This is a genomic window from Enterobacter sp. PL1, from assembly GCF_945957325.1.
GTDB lineage: Bacteria > Pseudomonadota > Gammaproteobacteria > Enterobacterales > Enterobacteriaceae > Enterobacter > Enterobacter roggenkampii.
In genome coordinates, this window is record NZ_CAMFKT010000016.1 from 1 (window position 1) to 16,299 (window position 16,299).

General features: G+C 52.8%; 18 protein-coding genes. 12 read left to right on the plus strand and 6 right to left on the minus strand.

Translation table 11 applies throughout. From position 1 onward, the window contains the following. From N6P30_RS15205 to N6P30_RS15250, 10 genes are all read left to right on the plus strand, one after another. The coding region (locus N6P30_RS15205; protein WP_260629960.1) for a DUF3800 domain-containing protein at positions 1-573 on the plus strand (573 nt) is incomplete at its 5' end. Positions 574-798: 225 nt separating this feature from the next. Then, positions 799-1,089 (plus strand): hypothetical protein, encoded by a 291-nt coding sequence (locus tag N6P30_RS15210; protein ID WP_023294500.1) that lies wholly within the window; start codon positions 799-801, stop codon positions 1,087-1,089. 833 nt (positions 1,090-1,922) lie between these two features. Continuing rightward, positions 1,923-2,360 (plus strand): hemagglutinin repeat-containing protein, encoded by a 438-nt coding sequence (locus tag N6P30_RS15215; RefSeq protein ID WP_050582423.1) that lies wholly within the window; start codon positions 1,923-1,925, stop codon positions 2,358-2,360. Continuing rightward, positions 2,332-2,994, plus strand: a complete 663-nt coding sequence (locus N6P30_RS15220; RefSeq protein WP_023294499.1) for a hemagglutinin repeat-containing protein — start codon at positions 2,332-2,334, stop codon at positions 2,992-2,994. The genes N6P30_RS15215 and N6P30_RS15220 overlap by 29 nt, the downstream gene beginning before the upstream one ends. Further along, positions 2,991-3,773, plus strand: a complete 783-nt coding sequence (locus N6P30_RS15225; RefSeq protein ID WP_154827262.1) for a hypothetical protein — start codon at positions 2,991-2,993, stop codon at positions 3,771-3,773. The genes N6P30_RS15220 and N6P30_RS15225 overlap by 4 nt, the downstream gene beginning before the upstream one ends. A 20-nt stretch (positions 3,774-3,793) precedes the next feature. Then, positions 3,794-4,447 (plus strand): VENN motif pre-toxin domain-containing protein, encoded by a 654-nt coding sequence (locus N6P30_RS15230; RefSeq protein ID WP_170226935.1) that lies wholly within the window; start codon positions 3,794-3,796, stop codon positions 4,445-4,447. Further along, complete coding sequence (locus N6P30_RS15235; protein WP_071530933.1) at positions 4,447-4,632, plus strand: CPCC family cysteine-rich protein; 186 nt, start codon at positions 4,447-4,449, stop codon at positions 4,630-4,632. The genes N6P30_RS15230 and N6P30_RS15235 overlap by 1 nt, the downstream gene beginning before the upstream one ends. 243 nt (positions 4,633-4,875) lie before the next feature. Beyond that, the gene (locus tag N6P30_RS15240) at positions 4,876-5,427 is read left to right on the plus strand and encodes a hypothetical protein (RefSeq protein ID WP_157888829.1); all 552 of its coding nucleotides are present in this window, start codon (positions 4,876-4,878) and stop codon (positions 5,425-5,427) included. 661 nt (positions 5,428-6,088) lie between these two features. Beyond that, positions 6,089-6,988: a VENN motif pre-toxin domain-containing protein gene (locus N6P30_RS15245; protein ID WP_225828732.1), complete on the plus strand. Its 900-nt coding sequence runs from the start codon at positions 6,089-6,091 to the stop codon at positions 6,986-6,988. Positions 6,989-6,991: 3 nt separating this feature from the next. Next, a complete protein-coding gene (locus N6P30_RS15250) occupies positions 6,992-7,447 on the plus strand; it encodes a hypothetical protein (protein ID WP_023294493.1) in 456 nt (151 codons plus the stop codon). 872 nt (positions 7,448-8,319) lie between these two features. Here the strand turns inward: N6P30_RS15250 and N6P30_RS15255 are convergent. The 5 genes from N6P30_RS15255 to N6P30_RS15275 all read right to left on the minus strand — a co-directional run bounded on the left by N6P30_RS15255 (position 8,320) and on the right by N6P30_RS15275 (position 14,809). After that, on the minus strand, positions 8,320-9,390 hold the full coding sequence (locus N6P30_RS15255) for an ABC transporter ATP-binding protein (protein ID WP_008499694.1): 1,071 nt from the start codon (positions 9,388-9,390) through the stop codon (positions 8,320-8,322). Next, the gene (locus N6P30_RS15260; protein ID WP_023294491.1) at positions 9,383-11,152 is read right to left on the minus strand and encodes an ABC transporter permease; all 1,770 of its coding nucleotides are present in this window, start codon (positions 11,150-11,152) and stop codon (positions 9,383-9,385) included. Before N6P30_RS15260 ends, N6P30_RS15255 begins: the two co-directional genes overlap by 8 nt. Before the next feature lie 80 nt (positions 11,153-11,232). Continuing rightward, positions 11,233-12,321 (minus strand): ABC transporter substrate-binding protein, encoded by a 1,089-nt coding sequence (locus tag N6P30_RS15265; protein ID WP_023294490.1) that lies wholly within the window; start codon positions 12,319-12,321, stop codon positions 11,233-11,235. Positions 12,322-12,489: 168 nt separating this feature from the next. After that, on the minus strand, positions 12,490-13,185 hold the full coding sequence (locus N6P30_RS15270) for a response regulator (protein ID WP_023294489.1): 696 nt from the start codon (positions 13,183-13,185) through the stop codon (positions 12,490-12,492). Further along, positions 13,169-14,809: a sensor histidine kinase gene (locus N6P30_RS15275; protein WP_023294488.1), complete on the minus strand. Its 1,641-nt coding sequence runs from the start codon at positions 14,807-14,809 to the stop codon at positions 13,169-13,171. Before N6P30_RS15275 ends, N6P30_RS15270 begins: the two co-directional genes overlap by 17 nt. A 176-nt stretch (positions 14,810-14,985) precedes the next feature. Here N6P30_RS15275 and yjdI point away from each other — a divergent pair, with 176 nt between their 5' ends. Further along, positions 14,986-15,216, plus strand: a complete 231-nt coding sequence (gene yjdI / locus N6P30_RS15280) for a 4Fe-4S mono-cluster protein YjdI (RefSeq protein WP_023294487.1) — start codon at positions 14,986-14,988, stop codon at positions 15,214-15,216. A gap of 10 nt (positions 15,217-15,226) precedes the next feature. Further along, positions 15,227-15,499: a GNAT family N-acetyltransferase gene (locus N6P30_RS15285; RefSeq protein ID WP_008499687.1), complete on the plus strand. Its 273-nt coding sequence runs from the start codon at positions 15,227-15,229 to the stop codon at positions 15,497-15,499. A gap of 169 nt (positions 15,500-15,668) precedes the next feature. Here the strand turns inward: N6P30_RS15285 and N6P30_RS15290 are convergent, their stop codons facing one another. Continuing rightward, entirely contained in the window at positions 15,669-16,280 is a 612-nt protein-coding gene (locus tag N6P30_RS15290) for a LysE family translocator (protein ID WP_058673271.1), read from the minus strand. Positions 16,281-16,299: the final 19 nt, after the last annotated feature.

Consider the following 16,299-nt stretch of genomic DNA (forward strand, 5'->3'; position numbering starts at 1 on the left):
ATTGAGCTGCTGGCAATGGTGCTAAAAAACTCATGTTGTTTCCATTCGATTATTGTTGTGAAGAATATGTACAACAACTGGCAGACGGACAGGGAGCTGGCTTTTTACCAAACGTACACATTGCTCGTTAAAAACGTTGCGAAGCAGATTAAGAACGAAGTAGAGGTCATAATTGATCAGAAGATTGATAAGTACAAAAAGAACGATGAGGTGACAGGCATTGTTGCTAACAACATGCTGGCTAGGGCAGGAATGAATAAGCTGGTTAAGTCTGTGACGATGCACGATTCCAAGCATCATCTTGGATTACAGGTTGTAGACATTCTGACCGGGGCTGTTAACTCTGGATACTTGAAGTACCTCAATCCACGCTTGGAGCTGTCAGTGGCTAAAGAGCTGGCCTTTGAACGAATGGCAGCTTTGCTTGGCTGGGATGTGTTTCATTATGATACGTTCCCGAATAAGGATTTTAATATATGGCACTTCCTGCAAGAGATGCGAGCTATGCCTGGCTCCAGAAGTATCCGTCCCGATTACAGTGTTCCGCTTGTTCAGCGGCAAGAGTTAGTCTAGCACCGACTTGAGGTGTGTTCATATCGCAGGCAGAAAAGGATTGTACTACCCGACTTCAAAAATTGATTATGCGTTGCTCTCCCTCGACTGAAAGACTCGTGTGTCAATCGTGATAGATACCAGCGATCAATTTCAGTTCACCGATCGAGACAAACGATCAGCAGTATGCCCGCATCCGGGTTATCCTTTAGACTCCGCTTTATGGTTATTTAAAGGAATATCAACATGTTGAAAGGTATCGGGTCATTTGTTGGGATGGCTTTATTATTACTGGCTGCTGGTTGCATGGCTGGTTACATTTATGGTGGGGTGCAGTGGTCAACATATCGGACGCTTGCTAGAGCAGTGAGCGCCTTTTGGTGGGCCTCCGGGGTTTTGTTCTTGTTGGGTATCGTGTACCGCATTGTCTTCAATAGATTATCGTCGGTTTGTGGTGTTCTCTTTACTGCCGCAATCACCATTGCTTTGGTGCTAACTGGTCTTCACTTTGCGGTCGGTGGGGGCTGGTGGCGCTAGCAGATGGTTCTTGTGCTTAAAATTCCTCACAAAAATCTCCGCAGGTATCTAATATATAAAGTTTAACGACTTCCCCCCTGTAGCCCTCTCAAAGTTGTACCACTGAGCAGTGGGGGCTGCCATCTCTTGAAGTTTAAACATTAGGGCATTACAGCACTTCTCAGCTTGGTTCTATTCCTCCGAGGGGAACATTACGTTCATTCAGCCTTGACCAGAGATCACTCAATGTGTAACCATTACTGTAACCAAAAGGATTCATGATTCTTTATGAAACAAATGGTTAGTGAGTGATTGTCTTCGATGCTTCGATTCCCTTCGCCCGCTCCAGAATTTCTTGATGTGATCCTCCTCTGTCTATTTTTTAACCAGCCCATCCCTTTCCATCCAGGTATCGTCATGCTATTGTTTGATCGCTTCAACGAAGTTATCACGCATGCCTCCATATTCAGCACTGAGTTATCAGGTGTCATCAGAATTTGCAGCACGATGAATGCAACGGATAATTTAATCTGCGCTGCTAGCTGATGTTTATAACTAACTATTGGAAGGGGTGGTTAAAATTTTTAAAAGAAGAAACAATCAGGCAATAATAAAAAATTCCGATATGACGCACTTCGTCATAACGGTTTTTTGAAACTTAACGCAAATATTACTACCAATTATAGTAGCCCTCTTTTTGAGACTATTCCCTATTGCGCCAGAGCTGGCATACTGAGGAAAACAAAAACTATTATCCTTTAATATGCGCTATTACAGCAAAACCGTTTTTTTTTGCTCGTTATTTTTTGCTCTCTGAGCCATGCAGCCCCCTTACTCCTGCTGACCGGGACACAGTGCGTCAGCAGCAGGAGGAACTGTTATTAAAGAACCAGCAACAGCGTGAAGAGCTGGAGCGGAGTATTCCTCGCCCTGCGCCCGCCAGACCGCTGCCTGTTTCCGGCTCCGGACCCTGTTTCACCATTCATACCATTACCCTTTCCGGTGCGACCTTAATCTCCCCAAAAACCCGGCAGACCCTTGTCGCGCAGGCCGGTAACGATCTCTCCCTGTCAGGTACGGATATCCGTGCCGGTAAATCGGTCTCACTCAGTGGCGAAAATGACCTCATGGGAGTGAGCCGGGATACCCGCGACGGTGAAAACCACAGCAGCAGCGCCCAGTATGGTGTGACGGCATCTGCTGGCGGCTGGGCTGTTGAGGCTGCTAAAGCCGCAGAGACGGCTGCCCGCAGCGCAGGGCGCTATGTCGGACTCGTCGCTCGTCAAGGCTAAAGTGTCTTTAACGGCGGAGACGTCCTCTCAGGACAGTCGTTACAACAGTACCGACACGCAGGGCACCACCATTAATGCCGGTGAGAATGTCTCTGTCCGTGCCGGAAATGACATTGCCGGTATGGGGGTACAGATCGCGGGTAAACACGTGGCGCTGGATGCGGGGCGCGATATTCTGTTGTCTGCCTCCCAGAACACAACCCTCTCTGAGAGTAAAAACAGCGTTAGCCAGTTCAGCGTTGGTGTCGGTGTGAGCCTGATTGGTGCACAAAACGGCATCTCGGTGGAGCTGGGAGCGTCACAGTATAAGGGTAAGGAAAACAGCCAGTCACAGCGCAATACGAACAGCGTTGTCCATGCTGATGAACAGCTTACGGTGAACAGCGGACGCGATCTCACCATCAGCAGCGTGCAGGATACAGCCAGTTATGACAGCAAGCAGTCTTCGTCAGGCGCGTCCCTCAGTCTGTGCATACCGCCACTGTGTTATGGTGCCTTTTCCGGTAGCGTCAGTGCATCGGTGAGAATATCACCCAGAATGGTAAGAGCGTCGCTGAACAGAGCGGGATATTCGCAGGCAAGGGCGGCTTTGCCGTCACCACCGGAAATCATACCCAGCTTGACGGCGCGGTGATTGCATCCACGGCGTCTGCAGATAAAAATAGCCTCGACACCGGTACGCTGGGTTTCAGTAATCTCCACAACGAGAGCCAGACCAGCGGCAACGGCTACACGGTGGCGCTTTCCGGCAGCGCGGGCGGCAGCGGAAACGGTGAAAACCGCAACCTGGCACCGGCCATCGGTACAGGCCAGTCAGAAGAGAGCCATACCGGGACGACCTCATCAGCGGTGAGTGGCGGTAGCATTGTCATTCGCAACCCGGCGGGACAGAAACAGGATATTGCTGACCTGAACCGTGATACGGCTGACGCCCACCACGGCGTGGACGTGAACGGTGATGTGCAGAAGGTCAGGGATAACCTGGCGGTCCAGAGCGAAGGCGCGGCGCTGGCCACCTCTGCGCTGGATGCTTACGGCAAGTATGCGGAGCAGAAAGCGCGGGAATCCAATGCGGTGCTGGGCGCGAAGCTGGCGTCAGAAGGAAAACTGCAGGGCGATACGCCGCAGGAGCAGGAAGCGTTCCTGAAGACGCAGCCCGGATATCAGAATACCGAGTACGGTCCGGGGAGTGCCTTCTGGACTAAGGGCAGCGCAGCGGCGGGATTACTGGCAGGTGCGCTTGGCGGTAACCTGAAGGCAGGTGCGGCAGCGGGGGCGGCCCCTCTGCTGGCGACCCTGGTCAAGGAGCAGAAAGATCCGACAGCCCGTGCCGCGCTGCACGGTATTGTGGCTGCGGCGCTGACGCAGCTGAGTGGCGGGAGCAGTGCGGATGGCCTGAAGGCTGGTGCATAGGGGCCATTACGGCCTCGGCGATGACTGACCATCTGGTCAGCGCGCTGTATGGCGATAAAAAATCCAGTGACCTGACGGCAGAGGAGAAACGGCTGGTCAGTAGCCTCGTGAGTATCGCAGGTGGTCTGGCGGGCGCAGCAGTGACGGATGGCAGTGTCTCCATGGCGGCGACGGCGTCGGAAACGGCGAAGGTGGAGGTTGAGAATAACACGCTGAGTCCTGGCCATGATGAGGAAGAGCTTGAGAAAGAGCACGGCGCCCGCCTCCCAAAAGTCTACAACATTGCCAGGCCTGGGGTGTTGTTTGACGAAGATGGTAAGCCGCTTCCTGGAACTGCTGGTCTTGGGATTGGGGCTGTTCCGATTGGTGGTAAATCTAAAGATACTCTGATTTGGACAGAAACCAAGAAAGCAAAACCTGTGGGTAATGCCTATGGACACTGGACAAAACATGGGAAAGAATTTCCTGAGTATCAGAATGCTAAGCAATATGTTGATGCTGCCCATAATTTTATGACAACCCCACCGCAAGGTACCTTAACTAAAACTCGCCCTAACGGAGACACGCTGTATTACAATCCTGCGACTAATGTCTTTGCTTCAAAAGATATAAATGGTGTACCGCGTACAATGTTTAAACCAGAGAAAGGTCTCGAATATTGGAAAAAACAATGATGAATAATGGCTCTTATCCTTGTCCATGCTGTGGAAATAAAACAATTGATGAGCTGGGTTGTTATGAAATTTGCCCTGTATGTGGGTGGGAAGATGACCCTGTACAATCGGCTGATCCAGATTTTTCTGGCGGGGCAAACTCTTCGAATTTAAATGAGGCGAAACGAGCATTTAACAAACAGTAACTGATAAAACGATCCCAGCTCAATGGCTGGGATCGTTTTATCAGCCTTTAACCCCTTGAAACGCTTAACAGCGAAAAAAGTTGCAGCAGCAGATGTACCTTAGCAAAAACACCCTGTAAGTCACTGACTGAACAGGGAAAAATGTGTTGTTCCTGCCGGAATGCACAGGAAAGAGTTGTTGTTGAGAATAACACGCTGAACAGCGCAATGTGTGCACAGGAGCCGTGGGCATGCAGAAATCCATTGCTGGAAGGTGGTGGGTTTGGGCCAGGAGGCGGGACTGCTGCCGCCACTGGTGCAGGTGTAGCAATCGGTGAAGCGCTGACTAATGATAAAGAACAGCCAAATACTGGCGCAAATTGGACGGATGAAGAAAAGGCAGAACTGGGGGGAGCGGGATCAGGCACGCCGGGGGGCTGGGAGCCGCAGGATGAGGAGAATGCTCGGAATAACAGGGCTTCTACTGCCCCATCAAAAGATCGCCTTAATGAGGCCGCTTCAGCATCTAACAGAAATGGATTGACTGATGCCGGACGAGCACTACAAAAGCATGGCGGAAGAGAAGGTTCCGCATATTCTTATTCCAGTCAAAAAGCGTCAGTTCTTAATCAGGAAGCTCAGAATATAGTTAACGAAATATTAAACAATCCAAATACTAAGATTGAATCCCGAGTGGTTTTTGAAAATAAACAAAGGATTACTGTTGTTGAAGCTACAGCTCCTGATGGACGAGCATTACGATTTAATTCTGATGGTTCAAGATTAATTGGCTTCCGTGAACCACCAACTAAATAGAGGTCTCATATGTTGGAATATAGCGTAGGTAGTTCAGTTGATCGGGAAGATCTTTATGCTGAATTGTCTTTTAATCGAGTCCAGTGGGGTGAAATCTCACTATCAGAAGACAGGAAATCAGTGAATATTATTATTTATCCAGATGAAAGTAATATTCTTGAATTTCAATGCGATGAGTTTTTACAGCTTATAGAGAAGGCAAAGTCTCATCTTCTTCGCCTTGAACCACTGTCTAAATGACACAGATCCCGGCCACTGTGCCGGGATCGTTTAATCAGCCGTTAAGTTTACCCCCAATGCGGCGCTGGGCGCGAAGCTGGCGTCAGAAGGAAAACTGCAGGGCGATACGCCGCAGGAGCAGGAAGCGTTCCTGAAGACGCAGCCCGGATATCAGAATACCGAGTACGGTCCGGGGAGTGCCTTCTGGACTAAGGGCAGCGCAGCGGCGGGATTACTGGCAGGTGCGCTTGGCGGTAACCTGAAGGCAGGTGCGGCAGCGGGGGCGGCCCCTCTGCTGGCGACCCTGGTCAAGGAGCAGAAAGATCCGACAGCCCGTGCCGCGCTGCACGGTATTGTGGCTGCGGCGCTGACGCAGCTGAGTGGCGGGAGCAGTGCGGATGGCCTGAAGGCTGGTGCCATAGGGGCCATTACGGCCTCGGCGATGACTGACCATCTGGTCAGCGCGCTGTATGGAGATAAAAAATCCAGTGACCTGACGGCAGAGGAGAAACGGCTGGTCAGTAGCCTCGTGAGTATCGCAGGTGGTCTGGCGGGCGCAGCAGTGACGGATGGTAGTGTCTCCATGGCGGCGACGGCGTCGGAAACGGCGAAGGTGGAGGTTGAGAATAACTCGCTGGGTGTCGTTATACAGGGCGGTAAACTGGCTGCACAGGGATGTCTGAAAATTTCTGCTTGCCGTGATCGCCTGGTTGCCAGTGGTCTGGGTGCTTTACTGGGCATTGGTGCATCCACATCAGCAATGGATACATTGTCACAAGATGAGCAGTTGCATCTGATCTATGTGGCCTCGCTCAATGATCCTTCCCAGCTCAGTCAGTTAAATGATGCTCAGAAAGCGGCCTATGAGTCCCTGACAGGTAAGACGATCACCAGTACTGGTGGTACGCAGGTCATCAACCCGGGACCATCAAACACTGGTGGAGACCAGACTGTAACTGGAAATGTGCCTTCAAATACAGGGAATAATAAGTCCTCGGGTCAGGGGGCAACCAATACAGGTAAGAATGATGGAAATCCGGATACTGGCGGCAATACTACGGTTACACCGATTCCAGAAGGGCCGAATAAGGATGATTTAGCTTATCTGGCCCTTAAGGGTAAAGAGGCTGAAGAAGCAGCTAAAAAATTAGGATTCGATACCAGAATCCCACCACAGAAAGCACCATTTAATTCTCATGGGCAGCCGGTTTATTCTGATGGTAAAAAATATATTACTCCCGATATTGATAGTCATAATGTTACAAATGGTTGGAAAATGTTTGATCGTAAAGGCAACAGAATAGGAACTTATGACAGTAACTTGAACAGGATTAAGGACTAACATATGTTTGGCATTTTCCCTGAGGATAAACCAGTGAATAATGAAGGTGAATGTTTCTTGCCATCATCGGTAATTATTGGTGGTTTTTCAGAGGTAATAAATATTCCACTATCTTACTGGAATATAGATAATTACAAAGTTAGCTGGCTAAACTCTCTTAAAGAAGGATTGACAAATAAAAAGCATGCTGCATTGGTTGTTTCAATGTATGAGCCTGATGATGCGAACTTTATATTTACTTGGGTTTTATATTTCTCGGGTAATGATGTTTTTGTTCAAAATAAAATTTTATTTTTGGATGAGTGTCCGGGATTCAATCCTGAAATGATAAATAAATTTACTGATTCGCGCAAAACACATAATGAAGATGGAGTTAAAATTTCAGAGTGGAACACTGATTTAGATAGTGTTATTAATTTTTATAAAACTCTAAAAAAATGGCATGAATCAAATCGTTGATACATGAATTTGAGGTATAGCGATATTATTCGATAATATATGAATTTATTTTGGCAGGATATTAAATGATATCAGTAGGTTACACCGTGTTATGTTCGTTGGGAGCTCTTCTGCGTGCTATTTATATGATAAATGCGTGGCAGACCTGAGCGTCACTGCGCGGCGGTAGCGTCTGTGGCTCCAAAATGCTTAACAGCGAAAAAAGCTTGGGCATAAAATACAACAGGGTCAATAAGCCACTAAAAGAAAAGGGATAAGACATTATCAGAGCAATGTGCGTCGGATCGAGTTGTTGTGGAGAATAACTCTCTGAGTGATGGGTTCGATTTGCCAAAAGGGATGATGTATAACTGCCAGTTGGTACAGTCCTATGCACAGTATGCAGAGGACAGCAATCTTTCGCCGGAGCAGGTTTAGTCTGGATTACAGGATATTGTGTGCGGTGATTTACCGGAGAGCGAAAACATTATCAAAGCGATCTGGGAAAACAGTCCGGGAACAGATGGTTTGTTAATAATCTCAGAGTCAGTGAAGGTATGGAAGATGTTAACGAGTATATTGAAAACCATTATCCTGATTTTGGCCCAATCGCCTATGAAGATCTTGTTGGGCTGACGGAGCATGTTCAATTAATTTTCTAAAATGCTGGATATGATGCATAAATTTTCTTTATATGCTCTGTAATAACATTTTGATATGGAGCCTTAACCCGTTATGCGTAGGGATGGAAAGAAGGGGCAGGTAAATATTTAAGTCGGAATGCCTTAACAATAATCGCTAGCGCCACCAATCCTGGCATCTGTGCATTTCTTTGTTTTGTAGACCCGGTAAGCGAATCGCTACCGGGCCATGGCAGATTAATTATTGACTCATCACCCTTTCGGGAACACCCAAACATGCTTCTCCGGCAGCGAAAGATGGCAGTGCTGCGGATCCCGAACCTCATGCCCATACGCGCGGATCACAAAATCATCCCCCACCGTGCGGAACAGGTACTCCCAGCGGTCGCCGAGGTACATGCTGGTGAGCAGCGGTAGCTCAAGCTGATTTTCCCCTGGCCCCTCGACCACCGCCACGCGCTCGACGCGGATCACCGCCGTGGCGTCATTACCGCTCTGTACCCCTTCGCCCGCCTGGCCCCACAGCACCCAGCCTTTTCCTTCGATGCGCGCTCTGCCGTCGCGCACGTCGGTGACCTTGCCGTGCAGGCGATTGTTGCTGCCCATAAACTCGGCGGTAAACAGCGTCTTCGGCGAGCCGTACATCTCCTGCGGCGTGCCTTGCTGTTCGATCTTGCCGTTGTTCAGCAGCAGGATGCGGTCGGAAATGGACATCGCTTCGTTCTGGTCGTGCGTCACCATCAGCGCCGATAGCCCGAGCTTGATAATCAGCTCGCGCAGGAACACGCGGGCCTCTTCGCGCAGCTTGGCGTCGAGGTTGGAAAGCGGCTCGTCCAGCAAAATCACCGGCGGGTTGTAGACCAGCGCCCGGCCAATCGCCACGCGCTGCTGCTGCCCACCGGAGAGCTGATGCGGGTGACGTTTGCCAAGATGGCCCAGACCCAGCTGGTCCAGCACGTCCTGCACGCGCTGCTGGATCTCTTTGGCCGGGACTTTGCGCAGCTTGAGCGGATAGGCCACGTTCTCAAACACGGTTTTGTGCGGCCACAGGGCGTATGACTGGAATACCAGCCCCAGGTTACGCTCTTCCGCCGGGACCTCGCTGCGCGGCGTACCGTCGTAAACTTTATTGTTGCCAATCACAATCGACCCCTGGGTCGGTTTTTCCAGACCCGCGACGGCGCGGAGAAGGGTGGTTTTACCGCTGCCGGAGGGGCCTAACAGGGAGACCACTTCGCCGCGCTTCAGGTTCATGGAGACACCTTTTAAAACAGGATTGTCGCCGTAGGTTAAGTGCAGATCGTCAACCGCTAATTCAATCATGTATTTTCACTCCGAAACGAAGGGCAATGCCCAGACCTACCACGACCAGCAGGATATTAATGAAAGAGAGCGCCGCCACGATATCAATGGCGCCTGCGGCCCAGAGGGAAACCAGCATCGAGCCGATGGTCTCCGTGCCGGGTGAAAGCAGGTACACACCCGTTGAGTATTCGCGTTCAAAGATCAGGAACATTAGCAGCCACGAACCGATCAGGCCGTAGCGGGAGAGCGGGATGGTGACGTGGCGGGTGATCTGCCCGCGCGTCGCCCCGGTGCTGCGCGCCGCCTCTTCAAGCTCCGGCCCTACCTGCAGCAGCGTGGAAGAGATAAGCCTCAGCCCGTAAGCCATCCACACCACGGTATAGGCCAGCCAGACGCTGAAAATGGTGCTGCGCAGCGAGCGTAGCCAGACGATGACGTTTTCACGCATCCAGTCGGTCCAGGCAAACCCGGAAAGCCAGCCGGATTTCAGCGAGTTATCCAGCCACATCGGCAGGAACAGGAATACCCACAGGAACGCCAGACCCGCCAGCAGGCCAGGCACGGCGCGCGGTACCAGCACGCTGTAGTCCAGGAAACGCGTGGTATTGTCCGGCTTGCGGTGCATGGCAATGCCGACAAACAGGTAGCACACCACGGCCAGCGCGCCGCCAATGACGCCAATCGCCATGGAGTTGACGATGGCGCGCAGCAGGTTGGGCTGCGCCCAGATGGTGCGGAAGGTGTTCAGAGAAAGCTCGTCCCACAGCGAAACGCCCACGCCCCAGTTGGAGATAAACGCGCGCAGCACCACGCCGAGCAATGGAACGCCAATGGTGACGGTGAGCCAGAAGGCAATCACCGCGCCAGCCACCCAGCGCCATTTACCCAGCGGCAGCGCGCGGGCCTGCGAGGCCTTGCCCTTCATGGTGACGAAGCGGTTGGCGGTGCGCATCAGGCGACGCTGGAGCATCACCAGCGGGATGGTGATGCAGATCAGCACCACGGCAACCGCCGCCATCAGGTTATAGGATGGGGTACCCATCTTGTTCGTCAGCTTATAAAGATAGGTCGCCAGCACCATGTTGCCTTCCGGATCGCCGAGGACCAGCATCAGGCCGAACACTTCCAGCCCGAGGAAGAACAGCAGCACGGTGGCGTACAGAATAGACGGGCGCACCATCGGCAGGCTGACGGAGGTCATCACCTGCCAGGGCGACGCGCCCGCGGTGCGCGCGGCTTCTTCCACGTCGGAGCCCACGCTGCGCAGCGCTGACGAGATATACAGATAGGCGTGCGGGACGTGCGTCAGGCCGGCAATGACCACAATGCTCGACATGTCGTAGATGTTCCACGGCACAAAGCCAATCAGCGCCTCAGCCCACTGGGAGAGAAAGCCCACCGGACCGGCGGCCACCACGTAGCCGAAGCCCAGCACCATCGGTGAAACGAAAATCGGGACCAGGATCAGCGGCTCAATAAGCCGGCGGCCGGGCAGGTCGGTACGCACCATCAGAAACGCCAGCACGCCGCCCAGCGGGATAGAGATAAAGACCAGCCCGAAAGCCAGAATAAAGCCGCTTTTCAGGGCCTTATAAAAATCGGGGTCGGTGAAAATAAAATCAAATGATTCAAAGCTCCACTCTTTTGACGGCGAAAAGAACGGCGCGGACAGGAAGCTCTGGATCACGATAAACGACAGCGGCGTGTAGATAACCAGTGCGGTTATCAGCACGACGATGCCTCGCGGCAGGCTTTGCCACTTTCTGCGTAATGTATTCATGGGGTATCCCTGGTGTTGCAGCCCAGAAAAACGAACTCAGTCGATAAGGGAGCGCGGCGGCCAGCGCCGCGCTCAGACGCTTATTTACCGGCGGCGGTGCGCCACTCTTTGATGTACTCGAGGCGTTTTTTCGGCTGCAGGTATTCCAGCAGCGTTTCATCAACCGGGATCGGCTTCAGCGCGTTGCCGAGGATTTTGGTCAGGCCGTCGATATCATTTTTCCCTTCGATATCGTTACGAATGGAGGGAATGTCCGCCTGGTTGGCCAGAATGCTTTGCCCTTGTTCAGAGAGCACGTAGTCCAGCCACAGCTTCGCGGCATTGCTGTTTTGCGATTGCTGGCTGATGAACGACACGCGCGACAGCACCAGGGTGTAATCCTTCGGATAGGAGATGCCGAGTGACGGATCGTTCTTCGCACGCGCTTCCGCGTAGGAACCGAGGATGTTGAAGCCAATCAGGTTTTCACCGGAGGAGACGCGCTCCATCATGGTGCCGGTAGACGACTGCACCGACAGGCCCCCTTTGGCGACGTCGGCCAGGGTCTTAAAGTAGTTCGGATCGGCGTTGTGATCCTGCACCGAGAGCATAAAGCCCAGACCCGATTTTTCGATGTCGTAGGTGGTGACTTTGTTCTTGAATTTGTCCGTCTGGCTGGCAATCAGCTTCGCCAGCGCGGCGTGAGAGTCCGGCACGTCGCCGGCCGGGATCAGACGCTTGTTGTAGATGAAGACCACCGGCTCATAGGTGGTGCCGTAGGCCTTATCTTTCCAGACCGCCCATTTCGGCAGCTGGCTTTGCTCCGGAGATTTGTACTCCATGGCGTAGTCGGTGGCGAGCTTCAGGCCCGTGTCCATCGAGGAGCTCCAGACCACGTCGCCGCTCACGCCGCCGGAAGCCTGTTCGCTGATGAAACGGTTGTACAGCTCGGTGCTGTTCATGTCGTTGTATTCGACTTTAATGCCCGGGTAGGTTTTTTCGAAGCCCTGGATCAGCGGGCCGGCAGCTTTGATGTCGGTGGTGGAATAGATGACAACCTTGCCCTCTTTCGTGGCGGCATCAACCACTTTTTGATACTCAGCAGGATAACCCTGCGGCAGGGCAGACAGTGCAGAAGCAGAGAACAGTACGGTAGCGGTAAGCAGAGAAATTCGGAACGTGTTCGACATTATAGTTAACCTTTTAGTTACATTTGAGGAACTAATTGTCAACATAGCGTAAAGCGCGCCTCCGACAATAGGGAGGCGAGGGCAATGATTCCGAAGTGTGATTGTCGCCGTCGTTTCAGCAATTAACACCATAAAATCCGCGAACGTTAGCCAACGAACGGTTGCGGATTACGGTTTATCGGGGGCTTTGCGGTATAACCGGCGAGGATGACCAATATTGCCGTACAGCATTTCAATGCTGATTAACCCACTCTCCACGCAGTATTCGAGGTAGCGACGCCCCGTGGTTTTGCTGATCCCCACGTTTTCCACCACCTCTTCAACCGACATCGCGCTGTCGGGATGCTCGGCGAACAGGCGTTTTATCCGCTCCAGCGTCTGGGGTTCAATGCCCTTTGTGGATGGCGTTACGGAGGCTTCCGCGGCAGGCAGATGAAACAGGCGATCCAGCGCATGCTGGTCGACCACCTTCACCTGCTGTACGGTGTGGATGAAGCGCATAAAACGCTCCAGCGAGGCGTGCAGGCGCTGGAAAAAGACGGGCTTGATGAGGTAGTCAAACGCGCCGCTGCGCATGGCGTGGCTGCAGGTCTGCATATCGCTGGCGGCGGTGATGAAGATCACCGAGCATTCGTAGCTTTTCAGCAGCGGGTTATCGATGAGCTCCACGCCTTTACCGTCCGGGAGATAGTTGTCCAGCAGGATAAGCCGCGGCTGATGCTGACGAATCAGGCTGCATGCCTGCTCAATCGACGCGGCGATGCCCACCACGCGCAAATGAAAATTCTGCTCGATATACTCGCGATGCAGCTCTGCCAGGTGCGGCTCATCTTCAACGATCACAACATCAAGTGCTCGGGTCATGCTTTAGCCCATTCGGAATAAACACAGAAAAAATGGTCCCTTGTGGCGTGTTGTCGGCAATCTCAATGCTGCCGCCAGCCTTGTCGATATATCCTGCCACCAGATACAGGCCAATACCGTGCTCGGTACCCACAATGTCGTTTTCACGTTCCGGCTTGCTGCTGAATCCCTGGCGGAAAATATGCGGCTTCATCGCATCCTCCACCCCGCAGCCCCGGTCGGCCACCTCGATCAGCAGCTCCTGGTTACGGTCAGAAATGTAGAGTTCCACCGGCGCGGGGACCGGGGCCTTAAGGGTCGCATCCACCGCGTTATCCAGCAGGTTACCAATAATGGACATCAGCTCCGTTTCGTTGAGCGTGGCGGGCATGCGGGTGAGCTGGCAGGCGGGATCAAACAGCAGTTCGATCCCTTTTTCGCGCGCGCTGACGTATTTTCCAAGCAGCAGCCCGCACAGCGCGGGAGAGGAAAAACGGGCGGAGACAAAGTCCAGCACGCGCTGCGCGCCTTCGGACTGTACCTGGATGTAACGGATCGCCTCGTCATAGTGTTTCATCTGCAGCAAGCCCACCAGCGTGGCGGTCCAGTTCAGCTGCTCGTGGCGCATAATGCGCAGGTTATCCGCATAGCGCTTGATCTGACTGAGCTGGCTGCTGAGCGTGTTAATGTCATTTTTGTCGCGAAAGCTGTACACCCAGCCGCTTTCAACGCCCGGTTCGACCTCAATCGCCACGCGGTTGACGATTACCTCCCGCTGGTTCAGCACGGCAATCTGGTCGTGGCTGCCACTGCTCACCGAGGCGTAGCGCTGGGATAAAAAGCCCGGCGACGTCTGCAGAACGTCTTCCAGCGGTTTGCCGATAAGCGCTTTCTCACTTTGCCGGATATCCAGCATTTCTCGTGCGGCGCGGTTAATTAAAATCAGCTGCTTCTCATCATTGACGGCAAATACCCCCTCATACATGGCTTCTAATAGCGCGCGCTGCTGCAAAACCAGCTGAGCGATATCTTTCGGCTCCAGTCGGAACATCTGTTTTTTGAGATTGCGGGTAAACAGCCAGGAGAACATAAACAGCAGCAGCAGAAGCCCCGCGCCGTACAGCCCGGACTGCCAGAGTATGCGGGCATTAATATTGGCAATATAGGAGGTCAGATAGCCGACCGAGACAATACCAATCACCTGGTGCTGCGCGTTAAAGATCGGCGCTTTGCTGCGCAGTGAAACCCCAATCCCGCCCTGGCGCACGGAAATAATGGTTTTACCCTTTAACACCTCCGCATTGTCCCCGCCGATCATCGGTAAATTAATACGTTCCGGGGATTCCGAATGATAGAGGTGCTGTTCCTCGGTATCGCCAATCACAATGTAGCTGGCATCGCTTTGGGCGCGCAGCGGCTGAATTAACCGGGCTATCCCCGGAATATCTCTGGCCGCGACCAGGGCCGCCAGACCCGGCATCAGCGCGATCTGGCTGGCCTGCACCCGGGCGCGCTGGCCAAGATCGTGATGGAGCTGCCGGTCAATAAAATGAAACAGGATCGTTCCCAGCAGAACTAACAGCAGGCAGGAGAAGCACACCAGCGCTAAAAACAGCTTTACCTGAAAAGAGAGTCTGCGTTTCATTCAACCTGCGGATGTTATGTAAAAGTGACATTTGCCGAGCCTGACATGGGCAAATAGCGGACGCAATCTGGCACTAAAAGAGTTGTGACCTGGCTTTTCGTTTTCGGCGTTATAGCCATCAGGATCCCGTCAGGCTATTCTTCATTCAGCACGATAATAATTACAGAGGCAATGTCATGGATAAAGAGCTAGTGGATGCGGGTTACCGGGCCTATACCGGCGAGAAAATTGACGTCTACTTCAACACCGGGATCTGCAAACACTCCGGTAACTGCGTGCGTGGGAGCGCAAAGCTGTTTAATCTGAAACGTAAGCCGTGGATCATTCCCGATGAAGTGGACGTTGAAACGGTTGTCCGCGTAATTGATACCTGCCCGAGCGGTGCGCTGAAGTATCGCCAAAAATAAGCGAGGAACCATGGATATTCTGGAAGGCCATAACAAGTTTTACGTGAATGATGCGAACGGCAACCAGGTCGCGGAGATTGTCTTCGTGCCGACCGGCGAGCACCTGAGCATTATCGAGCACACCGATGTGGATGAGAGCCTGAAAGGGCAGGGCGTCGGTAAACAGCTGGTGGCGAAAGTGGTGGAGAAGATGCGCGGTGAGAACCGCAAAATTATTCCGCTGTGCCCGTTCGCGAAACATGAGTTTGATAAAACGCGGGAATATGACGATATTCGGGCGTAAATAACACCGGCGATGGCCGGTGTTTTTTCAGACTGCTGACAACGTGCGATTTGTGAGTTTCGCCCGGCGGCGCTACGCTTGCCCGGGCCTACAATGAATTGTGCAATTAATTGATATCGTTGTGAAATGTAGGCCGGGTAAGCGCAGCGCCACCCGGCAAAAAAGACAGTTATCTCATCTGCTCAAGCAGCAATACCATCGCGATCAGCACCATCAACCCTCCCGATGCCCTGCTCACCAGACGGGCCGCCTGTGGCCGGGTCGCCAGCACCGCTTTCGAACCATACCCCACCAGCAGATAGACCAGGGTACAGGTAATAAGGTGCATCATCCCAAGCGCGGACATCTGCATCGCTATCGACCAGCTTCCGGTTGGGTCTGTGAATTGCGGAAGCAGGGCCAGGAACAGCAAAAAAACCTTCGGGTTAAGGCCGCTAATGCAGAGTCCTTTCATCGCCCACTGCGTCCAGTTACCCGCATGCTGGGTGGCCTTCTCCGGTGCGGCCGGGTGACGCAATAACGTTATGCCAAGCCACAGGAGATACAGGGCTCCCGCCACGGTCAGCCCGGCTAACGCCAGCGGATGTTGAGCAATCAATACCCCCACGCCTGCCACCACAATCAATGTGGCTAGCAGATGCCCGGACATCAGCCCCATCACCGCCGGGACCACGCGGCGTCCATTAATTCCGGCGCTAATAGCGTAGGCCCAGTCGGCCCCCGGGGTCATGATGAGCAGAAACGAAACCACCCAAAAGCCGGCCACAATACTCATTTCCATCGTCCTGAAATACTCCCGC